Origin of the sequence: Allobosea sp., assembly GCF_036675845.1 — a bacterium.
Taxonomy (GTDB): domain Bacteria; phylum Pseudomonadota; class Alphaproteobacteria; order Rhizobiales; family Beijerinckiaceae; genus Allobosea.
In genome coordinates this window covers 41,553-61,483 of the sequence record NZ_JAKFED010000052.1, presented here as the reverse complement: position 1 = coordinate 61,483, position 19,931 = coordinate 41,553, and the positions used below count along the sequence as shown (strand labels likewise).

General features: G+C 67.9%; 16 protein-coding genes. 5 read left to right on the top strand and 11 right to left on the bottom strand.

Translation table 11 applies throughout. From position 1 onward, the window contains the following. Nucleotides 1–106 precede the first annotated feature (106 nt). Together V6M56_RS05415 and V6M56_RS05410 are read left to right on the top strand one after the other, a co-directional pair. Nucleotides 107–1,810, top strand: coding sequence for an AMP-binding protein (locus V6M56_RS05415; protein ID WP_332681904.1), 1,704 nt, complete (start codon nucleotides 107–109; stop codon nucleotides 1,808–1,810). Between the two features lie 84 nt (nucleotides 1,811–1,894). After that, nucleotides 1,895–3,496: a gamma-glutamyltransferase gene (locus tag V6M56_RS05410; protein ID WP_332681903.1), complete on the top strand. Its 1,602-nt coding sequence runs from the start codon at nucleotides 1,895–1,897 to the stop codon at nucleotides 3,494–3,496. A 195-nt stretch (nucleotides 3,497–3,691) separates the two neighbouring features. Here the strand turns inward: V6M56_RS05410 and V6M56_RS05405 are convergent, their stop codons facing one another. The 6 genes from V6M56_RS05405 to V6M56_RS05380 form a co-directional block, all read right to left on the bottom strand. Further along, the gene (locus V6M56_RS05405) at nucleotides 3,692–5,278 is read right to left on the bottom strand and encodes an ABC transporter substrate-binding protein (RefSeq protein ID WP_332681901.1); all 1,587 of its coding nucleotides are present in this window, start codon (nucleotides 5,276–5,278) and stop codon (nucleotides 3,692–3,694) included. A 48-nt stretch (nucleotides 5,279–5,326) separates the two neighbouring features. Next, complete coding sequence (locus V6M56_RS05400) at nucleotides 5,327–6,820, bottom strand: amidase (protein ID WP_332681899.1); 1,494 nt, start codon at nucleotides 6,818–6,820, stop codon at nucleotides 5,327–5,329. Between the two features lie 283 nt (nucleotides 6,821–7,103). Beyond that, the gene (gene lpdA, locus V6M56_RS05395; protein ID WP_332681898.1) at nucleotides 7,104–8,501 is read right to left on the bottom strand and encodes a dihydrolipoyl dehydrogenase; all 1,398 of its coding nucleotides are present in this window, start codon (nucleotides 8,499–8,501) and stop codon (nucleotides 7,104–7,106) included. Between the two features lie 210 nt (nucleotides 8,502–8,711). Then, nucleotides 8,712–10,052 (bottom strand): dihydrolipoamide acetyltransferase family protein, encoded by a 1,341-nt coding sequence (locus tag V6M56_RS05390; RefSeq protein WP_332681896.1) that lies wholly within the window; start codon nucleotides 10,050–10,052, stop codon nucleotides 8,712–8,714. After that, nucleotides 10,052–11,068 carry an alpha-ketoacid dehydrogenase subunit beta gene (locus V6M56_RS05385; protein WP_332681894.1) on the bottom strand — a complete coding sequence of 339 codons (1,017 nt, stop codon included), beginning with the start codon at nucleotides 11,066–11,068 and terminating at the stop codon, nucleotides 10,052–10,054. The genes V6M56_RS05390 and V6M56_RS05385 overlap by 1 nt, the downstream gene beginning before the upstream one ends. A gap of 160 nt (nucleotides 11,069–11,228) precedes the next feature. Next, entirely contained in the window at nucleotides 11,229–12,461 is a 1,233-nt protein-coding gene (locus tag V6M56_RS05380) for a 3-methyl-2-oxobutanoate dehydrogenase (2-methylpropanoyl-transferring) subunit alpha (RefSeq protein WP_332681892.1), read from the bottom strand. Between the two features lie 208 nt (nucleotides 12,462–12,669). Between V6M56_RS05380 and V6M56_RS05375 the strand changes: the two genes are divergently transcribed. Further along, the gene (locus V6M56_RS05375) at nucleotides 12,670–13,170 is read left to right on the top strand and encodes an Lrp/AsnC family transcriptional regulator (RefSeq protein ID WP_332681891.1); all 501 of its coding nucleotides are present in this window, start codon (nucleotides 12,670–12,672) and stop codon (nucleotides 13,168–13,170) included. A 126-nt stretch (nucleotides 13,171–13,296) separates the two neighbouring features. Here the strand turns inward: V6M56_RS05375 and ggt are convergent, their stop codons facing one another. The 5 genes from ggt to sdhC all read right to left on the bottom strand — a co-directional run bounded on the left by ggt (nucleotide 13,297) and on the right by sdhC (nucleotide 18,420). Next, the gene (ggt, locus tag V6M56_RS05370) at nucleotides 13,297–14,910 is read right to left on the bottom strand and encodes a gamma-glutamyltransferase (protein ID WP_332681889.1); all 1,614 of its coding nucleotides are present in this window, start codon (nucleotides 14,908–14,910) and stop codon (nucleotides 13,297–13,299) included. A gap of 62 nt (nucleotides 14,911–14,972) precedes the next feature. Continuing rightward, nucleotides 14,973–15,770 carry a succinate dehydrogenase iron-sulfur subunit gene (locus V6M56_RS05365; RefSeq protein WP_332681887.1) on the bottom strand — a complete coding sequence of 266 codons (798 nt, stop codon included), beginning with the start codon at nucleotides 15,768–15,770 and terminating at the stop codon, nucleotides 14,973–14,975. Nucleotides 15,771–15,784: 14 nt separating this feature from the next. Continuing rightward, a complete protein-coding gene (gene sdhA, locus V6M56_RS05360) occupies nucleotides 15,785–17,617 on the bottom strand; it encodes a succinate dehydrogenase flavoprotein subunit (RefSeq protein ID WP_332681886.1) in 1,833 nt (610 codons plus the stop codon). Nucleotides 17,618–17,621: 4 nt separating this feature from the next. Continuing rightward, nucleotides 17,622–18,014, bottom strand: coding sequence for a succinate dehydrogenase, hydrophobic membrane anchor protein (gene sdhD, locus V6M56_RS05355; RefSeq protein ID WP_332681884.1), 393 nt, complete (start codon nucleotides 18,012–18,014; stop codon nucleotides 17,622–17,624). A 10-nt stretch (nucleotides 18,015–18,024) separates the two neighbouring features. After that, nucleotides 18,025–18,420 carry a succinate dehydrogenase, cytochrome b556 subunit gene (gene sdhC, locus V6M56_RS05350; RefSeq protein WP_332681883.1) on the bottom strand — a complete coding sequence of 132 codons (396 nt, stop codon included), beginning with the start codon at nucleotides 18,418–18,420 and terminating at the stop codon, nucleotides 18,025–18,027. Between the two features lie 281 nt (nucleotides 18,421–18,701). Here sdhC and V6M56_RS05345 point away from each other — a divergent pair, with 281 nt between their 5' ends. After that, nucleotides 18,702–19,538, top strand: coding sequence for a zinc metalloprotease (locus V6M56_RS05345; RefSeq protein ID WP_332681881.1), 837 nt, complete (start codon nucleotides 18,702–18,704; stop codon nucleotides 19,536–19,538). 145 nt (nucleotides 19,539–19,683) lie between these two features. Then, nucleotides 19,684–19,920 carry a hypothetical protein gene (locus V6M56_RS05340; RefSeq protein ID WP_332681879.1) on the top strand — a complete coding sequence of 79 codons (237 nt, stop codon included), beginning with the start codon at nucleotides 19,684–19,686 and terminating at the stop codon, nucleotides 19,918–19,920. Nucleotides 19,921–19,931 lie beyond the last annotated feature (11 nt).

Here is a 19,931-nt window from a genome sequence, read left to right as displayed (position 1 = left end):
TCGGCGCCGGTCGGTTCGGCCCGCTTGCCGCGGCGCGGCAGATTGGCTCTTCTCGCAGCAACCGCGCTGCCGGCCGGCGGCGGAAATCAATGATCGGGAGGAATGGTTGCAATTGCAGGAAGCCGCCTATCTGGCCGGGTTGCACGCGCTCTGGGACAAGGCCTGGCCGTCCGACCTGCCGCGAAAGCCGCATTATCCGCTCGGCGAGATCGCGATCAGCGAGCACCTGCGCGAATGGGCGCGGCGCCAACCCCACAAGCCGGCCTGCATCTTCTACGGACGCGAGATCAGCTATGCCGAGCTCGACGATCTGAGCGACCGCTTCGCCGCCCTGCTCCACAGCCATGGCGTGCGTCGCGGCGACCGGGTCGCGGTTTTCCTGCCGAACTGCCCGCAATTCATGATCGCCTTCTTCGGCATCCTGAAGCTCGGCTGCGTGCATGTGCCGGTGAACCCGCTGTTTCGCGAGGCCGAGCTCGCCTATGAGCTCGACGACACCGCTGCCGAAACCGTCATCTGCCTCGACACCCTGCTACCGTTGCTGCGGGCCGTGCGAGCGCAGACCGCGATCCGCACGGTGTTCGTCACCGGCTTCGCCGATTTTATGCCGGCCGAGCCGAGCTTCCCGGCGCCCGCCGCCATGCGGCAGCCGCGCCTGCCGGCGGGCGAGGATGAGATCGAGCTCATGCCGGCGCTGGAGGCGGTGTCCGAACCGGCTCCGGAGGTCGTGCCGGACCTCGATGCGGTCGCGGCGCTGAACTATACCGGCGGCACCACCGGCATGCCGAAGGGCTGCGTCCATACGCAAGCCGACATGCTCTACACCGCGGCCACCAGCCTCGCCACCAGCTTCGCGCTGACGCCCGACGATATCGTGGTCAACTTCGTCCCGATCTTCTGGATCGCCGGCGAGGATGCGGGGCTGCTCTTCCCGATCGTGGCCGGGGCGACGGTCGTGCTGATGGCGCGCTGGGATGCCGTCGGCTTCATGGCGGCGACCCAGCGCTACAGAGCGAGCTTCTCCTATTTGCTCGTCGACAACACGGTCGAGATTCTCGAGCACGAGCGCGTGCGGGAATTCGACCTGACCTCGCTGAAGCGGGTGCGGGTCTCCTCCTTCGTCAAGAAGCTCAACCCGGATTTCCGCGCACGCTGGCGCGAGCTCACCGGCGGCACCATGGTCGAGGCCGCCTGGGGCATGACCGAGACCCATACGATGGACAGTTTCAGCGTCGGCATGCAGCAGGAGGATTTCGACCTCAATTCGCAGCCGGTCTTCGTCGGCCTGCCCATGGCCGGGACCGAGTTCAAGATCTGCGATTTCGAAACCGGGGCGCTGAAGCCGCTCGGCGAGGAAGGCGAGATCTGCGTGCGCACGCCCTCGCTGATGAAGGGCTATTGGAACAAGCCCGACGCGACCGCCGAGGCGATCCGCGGCGGCTTCCTGCACACCGGCGACATCGGCGTGCTCGATAAGGACGGCTATCTGCATTTCCTCGGCCGGCGCAAGGAGATGCTCAAGGTCAAGGGCATGAGCGTCTTCCCGGCCGAGATCGAGGCGCTGCTCGGCCAGCACCCGGCGATCGCCGCCTCCGGCGTGATCGGCCGCGAGGATGCCGAGCGCGGCCAGGTCCCGGTCGCCTATATCTGCCTCAACCCGGCGTCGGCCGAGCAGCCGGACGCGGTCGCGCTCGCCGCCTGGTGCAAGGCGCGGATGGCCGCCTACAAGGTGCCGGAGATCCGCCTCGTCGCAGCCCTGCCGATGACCGCGACCGGCAAGGTCAAGAAGGACGAGCTGCGCACGCTCTGAATGAGGACCGGCCCTTCGCGCCACGCCGATGACCGCGGCGGGCGCGCATGCCACGATGGCGGCGAGATCCCCCGGAGACCGACGATGAATGCCGAGCCGCACCGCGCCAAAGCCTATCGCAGCCAGAACTGGAGCCTGACCAAGCCCTCGGCGCGCGGCCGGGGCGGCATCGTCGTCTCGCAGAACCATGAGGCGGCGGCAGCCGGCGCCGCCATCCTCAAGGCCGGCGGCAATGCGGCGGACGCGGCTGTCGCGACCGCCTTCGCTCTGGCGGCGGTCGAGCCCTGGAACAGCGGCCTCGGCGGCATCGGCTTTTGCGTGGTGCTCAAGGCCGGTGAAACCAAAGCCCAGGTGATCGATTTCGGCCCGGTCGCGCCGCGCCGTGCCGACCCGGCCGATTACCCGCTGACCGGCGAGATGAAGCTCGACTTCTTCGCCTGGCCCGGCGTCGTCGGAGACCGCAACATCCACGGCCCGCTTTCCTTCTGCATCCCGTCATCGGTGGCCGGCTATGCGAAGCTCAAGGACAGTTTTGGCACCAGGATGCCGGTCTCGGAGCTGCTCGCCCCCGCGATCGCCCTGGCGCGGCGCGGCCTGGCGCAGGACTGGTACGCGACGCTGAAGATCGCCTCCTCGGCTTCGATCCTGCGGCTCTATGAGGAGAGCGCCCGCATCTATCTGCCGGACGGCCTGCCGCCGGTGCCGCCCTATCAGGGCGTGCCCGGCTTCCGGCCCCTCGGCAATCTCGCGGCGACGCTGGAGCATCTGGCGAAAGCCGGGCTCGACGATTTCTATCGCGGCGAACTGGCGGGCAGGCTTGCCGCCGACATCGCCGCCGCGGGCGGCGTCGTCGACGCGCAGGACCTCGCCGCTTGCGAGGCGAGCCTGCGCGAGGCGCCGGTGATCGACTGGCGCGGCACGCATCAGATCCATACCGCCGGCGGGCTGACGGCGGCGCCGACCTTGCAGGCGGTGATCGAGGGCATGGCGGCAAGCCCGCCGCCCGCCGGGCAGCCGGACGCCGCCTGGTTCGCCAGGCTCTCGCAGGTGATGCGTGAGGCCTATTCCAGCCGGCTCTCAGGCCTCGGCGCAGCGCAGATGGCGAAGGAACCGGCTGAGACCTGCACCACCCATCTCACCGTGGTCGACGGCGAGGGCAATCTCGTCGCGCTGACCACGACGCTGCTCTCCTCGATGGGTAGCCGCTACGTCCTGCCGGAAACCGGCGTGCTGATGAACAACGGCATGATGTGGTTCGATCCGCGCCCGGGCAGCGCCAATGCGATCGCGCCGGGCGCGCGCCCGCTCTGCAATATGTGCCCAGTGGTGGTGACGCCGGCCGATGGCGGCTGGCCGCGGCATGCCGCCGGGTCCTCGGGCGGGCGGCGCATCCTGGCGAGCATCTACCAGATGCTCGCCTTCACCCTGGATTGCGGCATGAGCCTCGACGATGCCGCGCATCAGCCGCGCATCGACGTCTCCGGCCCGGACGGCACCAGCGCCGATGCGCGCCTGCCCGAGGAAACGCTCGACGCGCTTGAGGCTGCGGGACCGCTCACGATCGTCGAGCACGGCGTGCTGCCGCTCAATTTTGCCTGCCCGAACCTGATCCGGGCGGGCAAAAGCGAGGCGGAAGGCATCAGCGACGCCGCCTCGCCCTGGTCGGCCGCGGTGGCGGCGTCATAGGGCGCGAGAACCACGACGCGAAACCCCTCTCCTGGAAGGAGAGGGGCAGGGGTGAGGTGTTCGGAAGCTGAATCGTTGGCCTGAACCCAACCGCGCTGTCAGCTCTCGCGGAGCTGGTCACAGGGCCTACACCTCACCCTGCCCTCTCCTTACAGGAGAGGGTTCCCCGCGTTTCGCTCGTCACGAGGCCAGGCGTCACGCCCGCTTCAGCCCCCACGGATAAGGCGCCGAGCCCGGCAGCATGCCGGTCAGGTCCTTGCGATAGGCGGTCTTGATGACGAATTGGCCGAGCGGGATCGTGGCGCATTCCTCCAGCGCCAGCCGGCCGAGCGTCACCGCGACCTTCTTCTGAGCGGCCTCGTCCGAGGCATAGAGCCACTCCTCGGCCAGTTCCTCGGCCTTGGCGTTGGTCCACCAGCCGAACCAGCCCGTCGTGCCCGGGCCGCGCACCAGGTTGGACAAGGCCGGGTTGCCCCAGCCGATCGCCGCGCCTGTGGTGTGGAAGATGCTCCAGCCACCCTTCTCGACCGGCTCACGGCTGTTGCGGCGCTGGACGACCGTGCCCCAGTCGCTCGCCGCCATCTCGACATTCATGCCGAGCGATTTGAGCAGCTCATGGGTGACGTCGCCGAGCGGGCCGATGTCCGGGAAGTCGCTCGGGTTGATGATGACGACCTTCTCGCCGTTGTAGCCCGACTCCTTCAGCGCCGCCTTGGCCTTGTCGAGGCTCTGCGGCATCAAATCCTCGAGCTCGCCGGTGTAATAGGGCGTGCCGCGCCACCAGAGATTGCGGCAAAGCTGCCAGGCCGTGGTGTCGTCGCCCTGCGACGCCCGCATATAGTCCTCCTGGTTGACCGCGAGCCGGATGGCGGCGCGGACCTTCGGATTGTTGAAGGGCGGCTGGAGATGGTTCAGCCGCATGATCGAGCCGCGGCCGGCCTTGTCGATGACCTCGCGGGTGATCTCGGGGCTTTGTGCCAGCAGCGGCTGCAGATCGGCGAGCGGGCGCTCCCACCAGTCGATCTCGCCCTTGGTGAGGGCGGCGGCCGCCGTCGCAGGGTCGGGCAGGATCGGCCATTCGATGCGCTTGAAATGGGCGACCTTGCCGCCGGCATTGCGGCTGGGGGGCTCGCTGCGCGGCTTGTAGGCCTCGTTCTTCTCGTAGACGACACGGCTGCCGGAGACGTATTCGGCGGCGATGAACTTGTAGGGGCCGGAACCGACCATCTCGGTGACCTGCTTGGTCACTTCGGTCTTCGCCAGCCGCTCCGGCATGATGAAGGGCGGGTTGTCGGCCTTGGCGAGGCAGTCGAGCATCATCGGGAAGGGCCGCGTCAGCTTGATCTCGATGGTGCGCTCGTCGGCCGCGTTCCAGGCCTCGACGGCCCGGGCGAGCAACTGGCCGTAGGGATCGCGCTGGCACCAGCGCTTCAGGCTCTGGATGCAGTCGGCCGACCTGACGGGCTGGCCGTCATGGAAGGCGAGACCCTCGCGCAGCTTGATCCGCCAGGTCTTGCCGTCCGCCGAGATCTCGTGGCCCTCGGCCATTTGCGGCTGCGGCTTCAGGTTCAGGTCGCCGCCATAGAGCGTGTCGTAGATATAGTAGCCATGATTGTTGGTGACGGTCGCCGTCGTCCAGATCGGGTCGAGCGAGGTTAGATTGGCTTGCGGCGCCATTTTCATCACGGTGGTGCTGGCGCCCTGTGCCACGGCCTCCCTGGCAAGGGCGGGAGCGAACAGCGCGGCGGCGGCCGTGCCCTGCAGAAACTGACGACGCTTCATCCTGACTTCCCCTTTTTTATGGTTGTGGTGACGGGCGGCTAAAAATCCCTAATCGAAGCCCAGGAAGTTCGGGCTGTCCTGCAATCGCGGCGCGGCCTCGAGCCGGGCGATGTCCGGCACCGGGCGGGCGGTGAGCGGGTCGCCGGCCAAGAGTGCCTCCAGCGCGGCCGCAACTGCAAGCACCTTGGCGTCGCCGCCGCGCGGACCGACGATCTGCAGGCCGAAGGGCATGCCGTTGCGGTCGAGCCCGACCGGCAGCGAAATCGCCGGATGGCCGACGATCGTCACCGCATAGGCGTTCGCCAGCCAGTGGAAATAGGTCCGCGTCGGCTTGCCGTCGATCTCGGCGGGATAGAGCTCCGACCAGGGCCGCGGGGAGAGCGTCATCGCCGGCGAGAGGATGACGTCGTAATCGGCGAAGAAGCGCTGCCACTCCTGGTAGATCACTGTCTGCTGCTTCAGCGCCCGGGTGATGTCGAGGGCGCCATAGCGCAGGCCCTCCTCGACATTGGCGCGGACATTGGGGCCGACCTGCTCCGGCGTGTCGCGCACCCGCTCATACTGCCCGGCGAGGAAATTGACGGCGCGCAGCACCTCGAAGCTCTCATCGGTGCCGCGGCAATCGGGGCTGGTTTGGTCGGCGCGGGCGAAGACGCCGCTGAAGCGGCCGGTCTTGTCGGCGAAGACCTCGCGGATGTGCTTCTCGGTTGGCGCGAAGCCGAAATCCGGCGTCAGCGCGACCCTGAGCGAGGCGAGGTCGCACGCTTGCGGCCGGGTGAAATCCTCGGGCCGGCGGACATCCTTGCCATGGATCGTCGTCGCCAGCGGATCGCAGGCATCGTCGCCGACCATGGTCGAAAGCAGCAGACAGAGATCGGGGACGTTGCGGGCCATCGGGCCGAGCACCGAGAGCGGGTTCCAGCCGAGCGCCCGCTTGTCACTCGGCACCAGGCCCGGCGAGGGCCGGAAGCCGACGATGCCGTTGAACGCCGCCGGGTTGCGCAGCGAGCCGCCGGTGTCGGAGCCGGTGGCGATCGGCACCATATTGGTCGCCAGCGCGACGCCCGAGCCGCCCGAGGAGCCGGCGGCCGAGCGCGACGGATCGAACGGGTTGCCGGTGACGCCGTAGACGGCGTTGCGGGTATTGGCGCCGGCGCCCCATTCCGGGGTGTTGGTCTTGCCGACGATGACGGCGCCCGCCTTGCGGACGGAAGCGACGATGCCCTGGTCCTTGGTCGGGACATGCTGGGCGAAGAGCGGGCTGCCATAGGTGGTGGTGAGGCCCGCGACGTCTTCCAGATCCTTGATGCCGATCGGCAGGCCGTGCAGTGCGGGCAGCGCATCGCCGCGCATGGTCGCGGCATCGGCCGCCCTCGCCGCGGCGCGGGCCCGCTCGTCATCGCGCGCCACCATGGCGTTGACGGCGGGGTCGACCGCGTCGATGCGGGAAAGGCAGCTTTCGAGCAACTCGCCAGCCGAGAGCTTCTTCTCGCCGATCAGGCGTCGGGCCGTCACGGCATCGAGGTCGCAGGGTTCGGTCATGGCGGTCGGCTCCGGCGCGGCAAGGGCGGGCCGTCTGCGGGCCCGTTGCCTCCAGTCGAAGCGGCTTGCCGGCCTGCGTCAACCCTCGCCGGGCGAGGAGCCGCCCCGCGCCGATCGCGCGCTTTCGATCAGGCTCCGCGCTGCCCCCTCTCCGTCTCTCCCCCGTTTCCGGGAGAGAGATGCGCCTACTGCGGCATCGGCACCGCTGCGGAATGGGGCGCGGGAGCCCTCTCCCGGAACGGGGGAGGATTGGGAGGGGGCAGCGCCGGCTTCTGACGTAAGATCAGATGTGCAGCGCGTGGCCGAGCGCCTTCAGTGCCGCCTCCTGGAAACCCTCGCCCAGCGTCGGATGGGCGTGGATCGTGCCGGCGACATCCTCCAGCCTCGCGCCCATCTCGATGGCGAGGCCGAAGGCGGTGGAGAGCTCCGAGACGCCCTGGCCGACCGCTTGCACGCCGAGCACGAGATGGTTGTCGGCCCGCGCGACGATGCGCACGAAGCCCTGCTCGCCATGGCGGGTCATCGCCCGGCCGTTCGCCGCGAAGGGGAAGAGCCCGATCTTCGTCTCGAAGCCGGCGCGCTTGGCTTCCTGCGGCGAGAGCCCGGCGGAAACGATCTCGGGATCGGTGAAGCAGATCGCCGCGATGCCGGCCTTGTCCCAGGCGCGCCGCTCGCCGGCGACGATCTCGGCGACCATCTCGCCCTGCGCCATGGCCCGGTGCGCCAGCATCGGCTCGCCGGTGACGTCGCCGATGGCGTAGATGCCGCGCATCGAGGTCTCGCAGCGCTCGCCGATGCGGATGAAGCGGCCATCCATGTCGAGCACCAGCTCCTCGAGGCCGAGATCGGCGGTGGTCGGCGCCCGCCCGACCGTGACCAGGATCTTGTCGGCCGCCAGAGTCCGCTCCTTGCCGTCGGCCGCCTCGATCCGCAGGCCGGCGCCCTTGGCGGCTAGTCCGAGGGCTTTGGCGCCGGTCAGCACCTCGACGCCGAGCGCAGTCAGGCTCTTGCCCACCGGCGCGGTCAGCTCCCCATCATAGAGCGGCAGGATGCTGTCCTGCGCCTCGACGACCGTGACCTTGCTGCCGAGCTTGGCGAAGGCGGTGCCGAGCTCGAGGCCGATATAGCCGCCGCCGACCACGACGAGGCGCTTGGGCAGTTCGGTGAGGGCGAGCGCGCCGGTCGAGGAGATGACATTGCCGCCGAAGGGCAGGAAGGGCAGCTCCACCGGCTGCGAACCGGTGGCGATGACGATCGCCTCGGCCCGTACCGTCCGCGGGCCGGTCTCGGTCTCGACCGTCACGGTCTTGCCGTCGCGGAAGCGGGCGCGGCCGTGCAGGATCTTGACCTTGGCCTTGCGCAGGAGCCCGGCGACGCCGTTGTTGAGGCGCTGGACGATGCCGTCCTTCCAGGCCACGGCCTGCTTCAGGTCCAGCGCCGGCGCGGAGACGGTGAGGCCGAACGGGGTCTTGCCGGCGGCGGCATGCGCCGCCTTCTCGAACTCCTCGGCGACGTGGATCATCGCCTTGGAGGGAATGCAGCCGACATTGAGGCAGCTGCCGCCGAGCTTGGTGCTCTCGACGATGACGGTGTCGATGCCGAGCTGGCCGGCGCGGATGGCGCAGATATAGCCACCGGGCCCGGCGCCGATGATGAGCAGCTTGCAGGTGATCTCGGTCATAGCCTGATCTCGGTCATGATTGCACTCCGCCGTCATCGGCTGGGGTTCTGCGTTGGAACCGCATCGTCATTGCGAGCACAGCGAAGCAATCCAGTCTTGTAGAGCTCTGCCGCCCCTGGATTGCTTCGTCGCTCCGCTCCTCGCAATGACGGGAAGGCGCCGACATTGCTCCCGAATCTCCGGCCCGGGCGCGTGTCATGACCGTCGACATCACATATCCACGAACAGCGTCGCCGGCGTCTCCAGCAATTGCTTGAGGCGCTGCACGAAGACGGCGGCGTCCCAGCCGTCGACGACGCGATGGTCGAAGCTGGAGGAGAGGTTCATCATCTTGCGCGGCACGAAGCTGGTGCCGTCCCAGACCGGGCGCACCACCATCTTGTTGACGCCGACGATGGCGACCTCGGGATGGTTGATCACCGGCGTCGTGGCGATGCCGCCGAGCGCGCCGAGCGAGGTGATGGTGATGGTCGAGCCGGTCAGTTCGTCGCGCGTCGCCGAGCCGTCGCGGGCGCGCTCGGCGAGGCGCGAAAGCTCGATGGCGCAGCCCCAGAGATCGCGTGCCTCGGCATGCTTGACCACCGGCACGATCAGGCCCGAAGGGGTCTGCGTCGCGATGCCGATATGGATGCCGGCATGCTGGTGGACGATTCCCGCCTCGTCGTCGAAGAGCGCGTTCAGCGCCGGCTGCTCGCCCAGCGCCTTGACCATGGCGCGCATCAGGAAGGGCAGCAGCGTCAGCTTCGGCCGTTCCGCGGTCGGCTTCCTGTTGAGCGCGGCGCGGAGTTCCTCGAGCGCCGAGACGTCGATCTCCTCGACGATGGTGATGTGCGGGATGCGCGACTTCGACAGCGCCATCTTCTCGGCGATGCGCCGGCGCAGGCCGACGACCTTGACGTCGGTGACCGCCGTCTTCGGGACGAGCCCGCCGGCGGCCGGGGCTTCCGGGCCGCGCTGGATGAAGGCGTCGATATCCTCATGCGTGACCCGGCCGGCCGGACCGGAGCCCGCGACCTGGCGCAGGTCGACACCGGCCTCGCGCGCCTTCAGCCGCACGGCCGGCGAGGCCAGCGGCTTTTCGCCGGCGGCGCGGCGCGGCGCGCCGGGGGCTGCAACAGGGGAAGGCGCCCTGGTGGCGACCGGAGCCGGCTTCGCCGGGGGCGCGGCTGGCTTGGGCGGTGCAGGCTCGACGGCGGTGGCCGAAGGGGCGGCCGCGGGCTTGGCCGCTTTGGCGGGCGGCTTCTCGGCTGCTGCCTGCTTTTCCTCGGCCTTGTCCTCGTCGGCCTTCTCCTCGGCCGCAGCACCGTCGCCGGCCACCTTCAGGCGGACGATAGCCGAGCCGATCGCGACCGTGTCGCCGATCTCGGCGCCGATCCAGAGCACTTCGCCATCGATCGGCGCCGGGATCTCGACGGTCGCCTTGTCGGTCATCACGGCGGCGAGCAGGTCGTCCTCGCGGACGATATCGCCGACCTTGACGTGCCACTCGACCAGCTCGGCCTCGGCGATGCCCTCGCCGACATCCGGCAGCTTGATGATGCGCTCGGCCATCAGCGGCTCTCCATGATCTCGCGAAGCGCCGCGCCGACGCGGGCCGGCCCGGGGAAATAGGCCCATTCCTGCGCGTGCGGATAGGGCGTGTCCCAGCCGGTGACGCGCACGACCGGCGCCTCGAGATGGTAGAAGCAGTGCTCCTGCACGAGCGCCGCCAGTTCCGCCCCGAAGCCCGAGGTCAGCGTCGCCTCGTGCAGGACGAGGCAGCGCCCGGTCTTAGCGACCGACTGGACGATGGCATCGAGATCGAGCGGCAGCAGCGTGCGCAGGTCGATGATCTCGGCGTCGATGCCGGTCTCCGCAGCTGCCGCCTCTGCGACATGGACCATGGTGCCATAGGTGACGATGGTGACGGCCCGGCCCTCGCGGCGGATCGCCGCCTTGCCGAGCGGGATGGTGAAGTGCCCCTCCTCGACCTCGCCGAGCTCATGCTTCGACCAGGGCGTGACCGGGCGGTCGTGATGCCCGTCGAAGGGGCCGTTATAGAGCCGCTTCGGCTCGAGGAAGATCACCGGATCGGGATCCTCGATCGCGGCGATGAGCAGGCCCTTGGCGTCGCGCGGATTGGAGGGCACCACGGTCTTCAGGCCGGAGACATGGGTGAACAGGGCTTCCGGGCTCTGGCTGTGGGTCTGGCCGCCGAAGATGCCGCCGCCGGTCGGCATGCGGATCACCATCGGGCAGGTGAAGTCGCCGGCCGAGCGGTAGCGCAGCCGCGCCGCTTCCGAGACGATCTGGTCATAGGCCGGGTACATGTAGTCGGCGAACTGGATCTCGACGCAGGGGCGCAGGCCATAGGCGGCCATGCCGATCGCGGTGCCGACGATGCCGAGCTCGCTGATCGGCGCGTCGAAGCAGCGATTGACGCCGTATTTCTGCTGCAGGCCATGGGTGCAGCGGAAGACGCCGCCGAAGAAGCCGACATCCTCGCCATAGACGACGACATTGTCGTCGCGGCCCATCGAGACGTCGAGGCCTGAGCGGATCGCCTCGATCATGGTCATGCGGGCCATGGATCAGACTCCCCTTCCGATGGTGACGGCCCGGTCCGAGCCGTCATTGCGAGGAGCGAAGCGACGAAGCAATCCAGGGGCGGCAGGGAGCCAAGTCTCCCTGGATTGCTTCGCTACGCTCGCAATGACGGAAGCCGTGAGAAGCGGACGGCGCATCGCATCAAACCCCGATCTGCTGGCGCTGGCGGCGCAGATGCGGCGGCAGCTCGGCATAGACGTCCTCGAAGATGTCGCGGGCCGAGGGCTTGCCGCCGGCATGCAGGGTGCCGTGGCTTTCGGCCTCCTTCTGGGCGGCGATCACGGTGGCGAGGATCTCGGCCTCGGTCTGCTTGTGGCGCTCCTCCGACCAGGCGCCGATGGCGACCAGATGCTGCTTCAGCCTGACGATCGGGTCGCCGAGCGGCCAGTCGTCCGACTCGCTCTTCGGCCGGTAGGCGGAAGGGTCGTCGGAGGTCGAATGCGCGCCGGCGCGGTAGGTGACGTATTCGATCAGGGTCGGCCCGAGATTGCGCCGCGCCCGCTCGATCGCCCATTGCGCCACCGCATAGGTCGCGAGGTAGTCGTTGCCGTCGACGCGCAGCGCCGGGATGCCGAAGCCGAGGCCTCTTGCGGCGAAAGTGCCGGAGCCGCCGCGCGCAATCCCCTGGAAGGTCGAGATCGCCCACTGGTTGTTGACGACGTTGAGGACGACCGGGGCCTTGTAGGTCGAGGCGAAGACGAGTGCGGCGTGGAAATCCGATTCCGCCGTCGAGCCGTCGCCGACCCAGGCGGCGGCGATGCGGCTGTCGCCCTTGATCGCCGAGGCCATCGCCCAGCCGACGGCCTGGACGAACTGGGTGGTGAGGTTGCCCGAGATCGAGAAGAAGCCGTGCTCCTTCGACGAATACATGATCGGCAGCTGGCGGCCGCGCAGCGGGTCGCGCTCGTTCGAGTAGATCTGGCACATCATCTCGACGAGCGGATAATCATGCGCGATCAGCAGCCCGGCCTGGCGATAGGTCGGGAAGTTCATGTCGCCCTCGCCCAGCGCGATGCGGAAGGCGCAGCTCACGGCTTCCTCGCCGGTGTGCTGCATGTAGAACGAGGTCTTGCCCTGGCGCTGGGCCATCTGCATGCGCGCGTCGAAGGCGCGCAGCGTCATCATGTGGCGCAGGCCGCGGATCAGCGCGTCCTTGTCGAGATCGGGCACCCAGGGACCGACCGCCTCGCCCTCGCGGTTGAGCACGCGGATGATCGAATAGGCGAGGTCGCGGATCTCCCTGGGCTCGACATCGACCGGCGGGCGCTGCACCGAGCCGGCCTTCGGGATCACGACATGCGAGAAATCGGGCTTTTCCCCGGGGCGGCTCGCCGGAACGGGAACATGGAACCGAAGCGGTGAGGGGGTGGTCATGTCCGCGCTCCCTTGGCTCATTCTGGCCTAGCATTCCGCCATGCGAGCAAGGCTGCAAGGCATGTCGAAGCGCGCGCGCCGCAGCGCGCTCTCCCTTGCACGCATGCTAGGCCTGCCCGATCAGGGAATCCTGCCGAACACGACTTGAATTTCGGAATAATGCGGACGATTCTTCTGTCATTGGATCAGGCAGCAGAAAGAACATCCGATGGCGGTGAAGGCGAGGCGAGGCGACGAGCTCGATGCGATCGACCGGCGCATCCTGTCGGCGCTGCAGGAGGACGGGCGGCTGACGATCAACGCGCTGGCCGAGAAGGTGGGCTTGTCGCCCTCGCCCTGCTGGACGCGGGTGCGGCGGCTGGAGGAGAGCGGCGCGATCGAGAAATATGTCGCCGTGCTGAACCATCGGGCGCTCGGGCTCGACAATGTCGTCTTCATCGAGATCACCCTCGACAAGCATGACGACAAGCTGCTCGACCGCTTCGGCGAGGCGCTGGCGCGGATTCCGGAGGTGGTCGAGGCCTATCTCGTCACCGGCGACTACGATTACCTGGTCAAGGCCGTGGTCAGCGGCACCGAGCATTACGAGCGCTTCCTGCGCGAGAAGATCTACCGGCTGCCGGGCATGCGCCAATCGCGCACGACCTTCGGCCTGCGCGCCCTGAAGCGGGCGATCTCGGTCGACCCGCTGCAGATCGCGCCGGGGTGAGTGGCGGCCGCCACTCGCTGTCATTGCGAGCGAAGCGAAGCAATCCAGAAGGTCTCGCTCTGCCGCGCCTGGATTGCTTCGGCGGCTGAAGCCGCCTCGCAATGACGGCGAAGGGTCCCGCTGCCTTCACCCCGGCACCGAGATCGCCATGCCGTCGCGCTGCGGATCGGCGCCGCCGCTGCAGTTCCCGTCCTCGATCCTGACGCCGTGCAGGGCGGCGAAGGGGTAGCTCTGGGCCGAGCGCTTGACGTCGTAGCCATCGGCCTTGAGCTCGGCCTCGACGCTCCGGCGGATGCGGTTCGAGATGTCGATCGCATTCGAGACCGCGACGATGCGCGGCGCCGCCACCGCCTCCAGCATGCCCATCTCGAAGTCGATGACGTTGCTGATGCCCTGCGCCATGGCCGGGGCGATATAGCTGCCGCCCGGCGCGCCCATGACGATGAACGGCTTGTCACCCTTGAAGACGATGGTCGGCGCGGCCGAGGAGGAGCGGCGCTTGCCGGGTGCGATCGAGCCGGCGCGGCCGGGGCGCGGGTCGAAGCGGCTCATCGTGCCGTTGTAGATGAAGCCGAGCCCTTCGGTGATCGCACCGGAAGGGCTGCCGAGCGTATGGGTCAGCGCGACCGCGTTGCCGTGCCGGTCGACCACGGTGACATGGGTGGTCTCGCGCGAGGAGGAGCGCTCCAGCCGCTTGACGTCGGCGCGCTCGCCGCGGCGGATGCTCTGCGCCTGCTCCGCCGCGTGCTCCTTCGAGATCAGGCGCTCGACCGGCACATCGACATAGGCCGGATCGCCCATGAACCGGTCCTTGTCGATGGTCATGCGCTTCATCGCTTCCGCGAGCAGCCGGACATGCTCGGCGCTCCCATGGGTCAGCGCGCCGAGGTCGAAGGGCTCGAGCATGTTGAGGATCTGCAGCATCGACATGCCGCTTGCCGGCGGTGGGCTCGTCGAGATGCGGTGGCCGCGATAGGAGCCCCAGATCGGCTCGGCCACCGAGAGCTCGTATCTGGCGAGGTCGTCGCGCGAGATCAGCCCGCCATGACGGGCGAAGTCGGCGGCAATCTCCTCGGCGAGCTCGCCATGGTAGAACAAATCGGCGCCGCCCTTTGCGAGCCGCTCCAGCGTGTTGGCCATGTCGGCGTTGACGATCGTATCGCCCGGACGCTTGGCGCTGCCGTCGGGGCGGAAGTAGAGGCGCTTTCCCGTCTCGCTGTAGCGCAGCTTGTCGGCGGTGTTGACCTGGCCGGAGCTGCTCTGGTCCTGCGACCAGAACCAGTGCATGTGCGGGCGCACCAGCACGCCCTCGCGCGCCTGCCGGATCGCCGGCGCGATCACGTCGGCCCAGTCCATCGTGCCGAAGCGCGAGAGCGCGTAGTCATAGCCCTTGACGCTGCCGGGCGTGCACACCGCGAGATGGCCGAACTCGCTGATGCCGCCTTCGAGCAGGAAGGCGAAGCCATCGCGCGACTGGCCCTGCAATTTGCCCAGCCACATGTCCGGCTTCGCCGAAAGCGAGGCGCGGGCATAGAACTCGACGATCTGGTGGATGCCCTTGCCGGGCATGTAGAGCTGCATCGAGCCGAAGCCGCCGATGCCGGACATCAGCGGATCGACCACCCCTTGCATGAAGGCGCAGGCGATCGCCGCATCGACGGCGTTGCCGCCGCGCTCCAGCACCGCCGCGCCGGCCTCGGCCGCCTCCGGCTGCGGCGCGACGATCATCCCGTTCTTCATGGGCAAGGGCTCTCTTCTCGAAATTCGGCGCGCTTCCGCCGAAATCCGACGAGGCGGGCGCCTCAGACCTGCCGCGCCACCATCATCTTCTTCACCTCGGCGATCGCCTTGGCCGGATTCAGCCCCTTCGGGCAGGCATTGGCGCAGTTCATGATCGTGTGGCAGCGATAGAGCCGGAACGGGTCCTCGAGATCGTCGAGCCGCTCGCCGGTCGCCTCGTCGCGGCTGTCGATCAGCCAGCGATAGGCCTGCAACAGCGCGGCCGGCCCAAGATAGCGGTCGCCGTTCCACCAATAGCTCGGGCAGGAGGTCGAGCAGCAGGCGCACAGGATGCACTCATAGAGCCCGTCGAGCTTCTCGCGGTCGCCCTTGGCCTGCGACCATTCCTTCTCCGGCGCCGGCGTCGTCGTCTTCAGCCAGGGCTCGATCGAGGCGTGCTGGGCGTAGAAGCGGGTCAGGTCCGGCACCAGATCCTTGACCACCGGCATATGCGGCAGCGGATAGATCGCGACCCTGCCCGCATTCTTGCCCGTGCCGCCGCACTCGTCGATGCCGGTGGTGCAGGCGAGCCCGTTCTTGCCGTCCATGTTCATGGCGCAGGAGCCGCAGATGCCCTCGCGGCAGGAGCGGCGGAAGGTCAGCGTCGGGTCGATCTTCGACTTGATCCAGATCAGCGCGTCGAGGACCATCGGCCCGCAATCCTCGCGGTCGACATAATAGGTATCGGTGCGCGGATTGGCGCTGTCGTCGGGATTCCAGCGATAGACCTTGAACTCGGTCAGCTTCGCGGCGCCGGCCGGCTTCGGCCAGGCCTTGCCCTCGATCAAGCGGGAATTCTGAGGAAGATTGAAAGCGGCCATCTGTCAGATCGTCCTCAATACACCCGCGCCTTGGGCTTGATGTACTCGATGTCGTTCGAGAGCGTGTAGGTGTGCACCGGCCGGTCGTCGAGCGTCACCGTGCGCTTGGCGTCGTCGATCCAGGCGAGGGTGTGCTTCATCCAGTCCTTGTCGTTGCGGTCCGGATAGTCCTCGCGGGCATGGGCGCCGCGGCTCTCCGGGCGGTTCAGCGCCGAATCCATGGTGACGACGGCCTGGGTGATCAGGTTGTCGAATTCCAGCGTCTCGATCAGGTCCGAGTTCCAGATCAGCGAGCGGTCGGTCGTGGCGATGTCCTCGATCCCGGCCCAGACCTGGTGGATCAGCTTGTGGCCTTCCTCCAGCGTCTCGCCGGTGCGGTAGACCGCGCAATTATCCTGCATGGTCTTCTGCATCTGCCCGCGCAGCTCCGCCGTCGGCGTGCCGCCGGCGGCATTGCGGTACTTGTCGAGGCGGGTCAGCGCGAGGTCGGCCGAGTTCGCCGGCAGCTGCGGCTGCGCCTCGCCCGGCTTGACGATCTCGGCGCAGCGCAGGCCGGCGGCCCGGCCGAAGACGACGAGGTCGATCAGCGAGTTGGAGCCGAGGCGGTTGGCGCCGTGCACCGAGACGCAGGCCGCCTCGCCGATCGCCATCAGCCCGGGCACCACCGTGTCGGGATTGCCGTCGACCTTGGTCAAGACCTCGCCGTGGAAGTTCGTCGGGATGCCGCCCATGTTGTAGTGCACCGTCGGCAGCACCGGGATCGGCTCGCGGGTGACGTCGACGCCGGCGAAGATCTTGGCGCTCTCCGAGATGCCCGGCAGGCGCTCATGCAGGATCTTCGGGTCGAGATGGTCGAGGTGGAGGTAGATGTGGTCCTTGTTCTTGCCGACGCCGCGGCCGCCGCGGATTTCCATCGTCATCGAGCGTGAGACGACGTCGCGCGAGGCGAGGTCCTTGGCCGAAGGGGCATAGCGCTCCATGAAGCGCTCGCCTTCCGAATTGGTCAGGTAGCCGCCCTCGCCGCGCGCGCCCTCGGTGATCAGGCAACCGGCGCCGTAGATGCCGGTCGGGTGGAACTGCACGAACTCCATGTCCTGCAGCGGCAGGCCGGCGCGCAGCACCATGGCGCCGCCATCGCCGGTGCAGGTATGGGCCGAGGTCGCCGAGAAATAGGCGCGGCCATAACCGCCGGTCGCCATGATCGCCATCTTCGAGCGGAAGCGGTGCAGCGTGCCGTCATCGAGCTTGAGCGCGATCACGCCGCGGCAGGCGCCGTCATCGTCCATGATCAGGTCGATGGCGAAATACTCGATGAAGAACTCGGTGTTGTAGCGCAGCGCCTGGCCGTAGAGCGTGTGCAGCATGGCGTGGCCGGTGCGGTCGGCCGCGGCGCAGGTGCGTTGCGCCGGCGGGCCTTCGCCGAATTCGGTGGTCATGCCGCCGAAGGGGCGCTGGTAGATCTTGCCGCTCTCGGTGCGCGAGAACGGCACGCCCCAATGCTCGAGCTCGTAGACCGCCGCCGGGGCGTTGCGGACGAGGTACTCGATCGCGTCCTGGTCGCCGAGCCAGTCCGACCCCTTGACGGTGTCGTACATGTGCCATTGCCAGGTGTCCTTGCCCATATTGCCGAGCGAGGCGGCGACGCCGCCCTGGGCCGCGACCGTGTGCGAGCGCGTCGGGAAGACCTTGGTGATGCAGGCGGTGCGCAGGCCGGCCTGCGAGCAGCCGACGGTGGCGCGAAGGCCGGCCCCGCCGGCGCCGACGACGACGACGTCGAAGCTGTGGTCGGTGATCGGATAGGCCTGGCCGGCATAGGCCGGGACCGAGCGGGGCTTGGTGATCGCCATCGTTTCAGGCTCCGAAAGAGAGCTTCAGCAATGCGAAGGCGCAGGCGGCGCCGACCGCGATCGCGAAGAAGGTGTTGGCCATCACGGCCACGATCTTGAGGCCCTCGCTGTGGACATAGTCCTCGATGATGACCTGCATGCCGAGGCGCATATGCACCGCGCCGGAGATCACGAAGAGCAGCATCAGGATCGCGACGCACGGATTCGCCAGCGTCGCGACCGCCGCCGCATAGGGCTTGCCGACCAGCGAGACGACGATGACGAGGAAGGCGAGCGCCAGGAAGACATTGGCGACGGCGGTGACGCGCTGCAGCCAGAAATGCCCGGTGCCGGACTTGGCCGAGCCGAGGCCGCGGACACGGGCGAGCGGGGTGCGCATCGAGGAGTTGGAGAGCATCGGCTTTTCCTCAGCGCAGGGCGTAGGCGGCGATCCAGACCAGCAGGGTCAGGATGCCGGAGACCAGCCCGCTGAATTTGGCGAGGTTCATCCGGGTCTGCGGATCGTAGCCATGGCCCGTGTCCCAGACGAAGTGGCGCAGGCCGCCGACCATGTGGTGGAGCAGGACGAAGGTGTAGCCGAACAGCACCAGCCGGCCGAGGATCGAGCCCGCGATCGCCTGCGCCATGTCATAGGCGGCAGGGCCGGAAGCCGCCGCGACGAGCCAGAGCGCGACCAGCAGCGTGCCGCCATAGAGCGCGGTCCCGGTGATGCGATGGGCGACCGACATCGCCATCGTCCAGGACCAGCGGTAGATCTGCAGATGCGGCGAAAGCGGGCGCGCCGCCGGTTTGACCTCGGCCAAGTTGAACTCTCCCGAACCTTCGAGCTCGTCTGCGAACGATCTCTTGGTATCGTTCTAGAGTGTATGGCTCTCTAACGAAACCCGACCCTTGCTGCAATGCGATAGCGGCAAAGCCAAGTTACAGAATCTAGATTCTGTAACTTTATGCAGGCGGGAAGCCCTTTTTGGAAGGTCCGGGCGAAAACCGGCTTGAGCCGCACAAGCGCTGCGAGCCAGCCAGAGCCGGCCTCGCGGCATTGTCTTGTCCCTCGGCGCCGGCACCGATGTCTGAAGGACCTCCGATGAAGATCAGCCTCAGCCTGCCGACCTTCGAAGCCGAGCTCAACACCGACCCCTGCGACCCCTACAACAACGCCGAGCTGACGCTGACCCTGAAGCTCGGCTTCCGGCAGATCAACCCGGCCGGCGGCGCCGCGGACGGAACCTATCACGACTATGGCGACGCCGCCGAGCCGACGCGCAGGATCGTCAAATGGACGAACGGCGCCTGGAACCTGTGGAAGCGCAATTTCGTCAGCTCGGCCGTCAATTTCTGGAACGGCAAGTTCTGGCTCTCCAACAATTTCGCGCTCTACGAGTTCGACAAGAACGGCGTGAAGTACCGGCCCAACATCTGGTGCAGGTTCTGCATCGAGGATCGCGACATCAGCTTCGGCGGCCACCATCAGGTCATCGACGTCGTCCGGCTTCACCACAGCGAGAACTGGTTCGGCTCGCATGCCAGCCTCTATGACAGCCTCGACACCAGGATGGTCCGCAAGGGCACCAACAGCCGGCACAGGGCGATCATGCAGCGTGCCCATGTCCATGAGGTCGGCCATCTGCTGGGTCTCGACCATGTCGATGTCGGAAAGGCGCATTGTCCGCCCGGCGGCGACACCAATGGCGCGACCTGCTACGGCGTCGCCGATGCCGACAAGAACTCGGTGATGGGCCAGGGCATGCAGTTGCGCACGACGCAGGCCATGCCATGGCGGAAGGCGATCATCGCGATCGCGACCCAGGGTGCGGCACTGACCCTGACGGACTGGGAAGCCAGGCTGCAGCGGCTCTATCCGCGGAACCCGGCCGAGATCGCCGCCGGCAGGCTGGTGACGACGCGCCAGTTGCGCCGATGATCGCGCCGGCAGAACGAAAGGCCACGCCATGCGTATCTCTCTCATGCTGCTTTCCCTGATGCTCCTCCTCGTCGGCGGAGCAGCCGGCCCGGCCGGCGCTCAGGGAAACCGGGCCGGTCTCACCTCAACAGGAAAGCGCTGCCAGATGAACGCGATCGAACGCTCCAGGTGCATTATCGAGGCCATCCTTGCCGATATCGGCAAGAACTACAGCCAGGTCGGCGGCGGCGGCATCAGCGCGATCAAGCAGAACTCCACCACCTCCTACACCGTCTCGATCTCCCAGGAGGGCCATGTCGACCTCCTGACCTACGAGGTCGCGACCGACGCCAAGGGCGGCATCCGGGTTTCGAAGAGCGGAGAGACGACGCAGTCGCGCTGAGCGCGCTTGAA

Bases quoted from the DNA above. Each gene is read 5' to 3' on its own strand.
- V6M56_RS05380 (WP_332681892.1), bottom strand. From the start codon at position 12,461: ATGACCACCCCCTCACCGCTTCGGTTCCATGTTCCCGTTCCGGCGAGC.
- V6M56_RS05365 (WP_332681887.1), bottom strand. From the start codon at position 15,770: ATGGCCGCTTTCAATCTTCCTCAGAATTCCCGCTTGATCGAGGGCAAG.
- ggt (WP_332681889.1), bottom strand. From the start codon at position 14,910: ATGAAGAACGGGATGATCGTCGCGCCGCAGCCGGAGGCGGCCGAGGCC.
- V6M56_RS05375 (WP_332681891.1), top strand. From the start codon at position 12,670: ATGGCGGTGAAGGCGAGGCGAGGCGACGAGCTCGATGCGATCGACCGG.
- sdhD (WP_332681884.1), bottom strand. From the start codon at position 18,014: ATGCTCTCCAACTCCTCGATGCGCACCCCGCTCGCCCGTGTCCGCGGC.
- lpdA (WP_332681898.1), bottom strand. From the start codon at position 8,501: ATGACCGAGATCACCTGCAAGCTGCTCATCATCGGCGCCGGGCCCGGT.
- V6M56_RS05390 (WP_332681896.1), bottom strand. From the start codon at position 10,052: ATGGCCGAGCGCATCATCAAGCTGCCGGATGTCGGCGAGGGCATCGCC.
- V6M56_RS05340 (WP_332681879.1), top strand. From the start codon at position 19,684: ATGAACGCGATCGAACGCTCCAGGTGCATTATCGAGGCCATCCTTGCC.
- V6M56_RS05345 (WP_332681881.1), top strand. From the start codon at position 18,702: ATGAAGATCAGCCTCAGCCTGCCGACCTTCGAAGCCGAGCTCAACACC.
- V6M56_RS05385 (WP_332681894.1), bottom strand. From the start codon at position 11,068: ATGGCCCGCATGACCATGATCGAGGCGATCCGCTCAGGCCTCGACGTC.
- V6M56_RS05405 (WP_332681901.1), bottom strand. From the start codon at position 5,278: ATGAAGCGTCGTCAGTTTCTGCAGGGCACGGCCGCCGCCGCGCTGTTC.
- sdhA (WP_332681886.1), bottom strand. From the start codon at position 17,617: ATGGCGATCACCAAGCCCCGCTCGGTCCCGGCCTATGCCGGCCAGGCC.
- V6M56_RS05400 (WP_332681899.1), bottom strand. From the start codon at position 6,820: ATGACCGAACCCTGCGACCTCGATGCCGTGACGGCCCGACGCCTGATC.
- V6M56_RS05410 (WP_332681903.1), top strand. From the start codon at position 1,895: ATGAATGCCGAGCCGCACCGCGCCAAAGCCTATCGCAGCCAGAACTGG.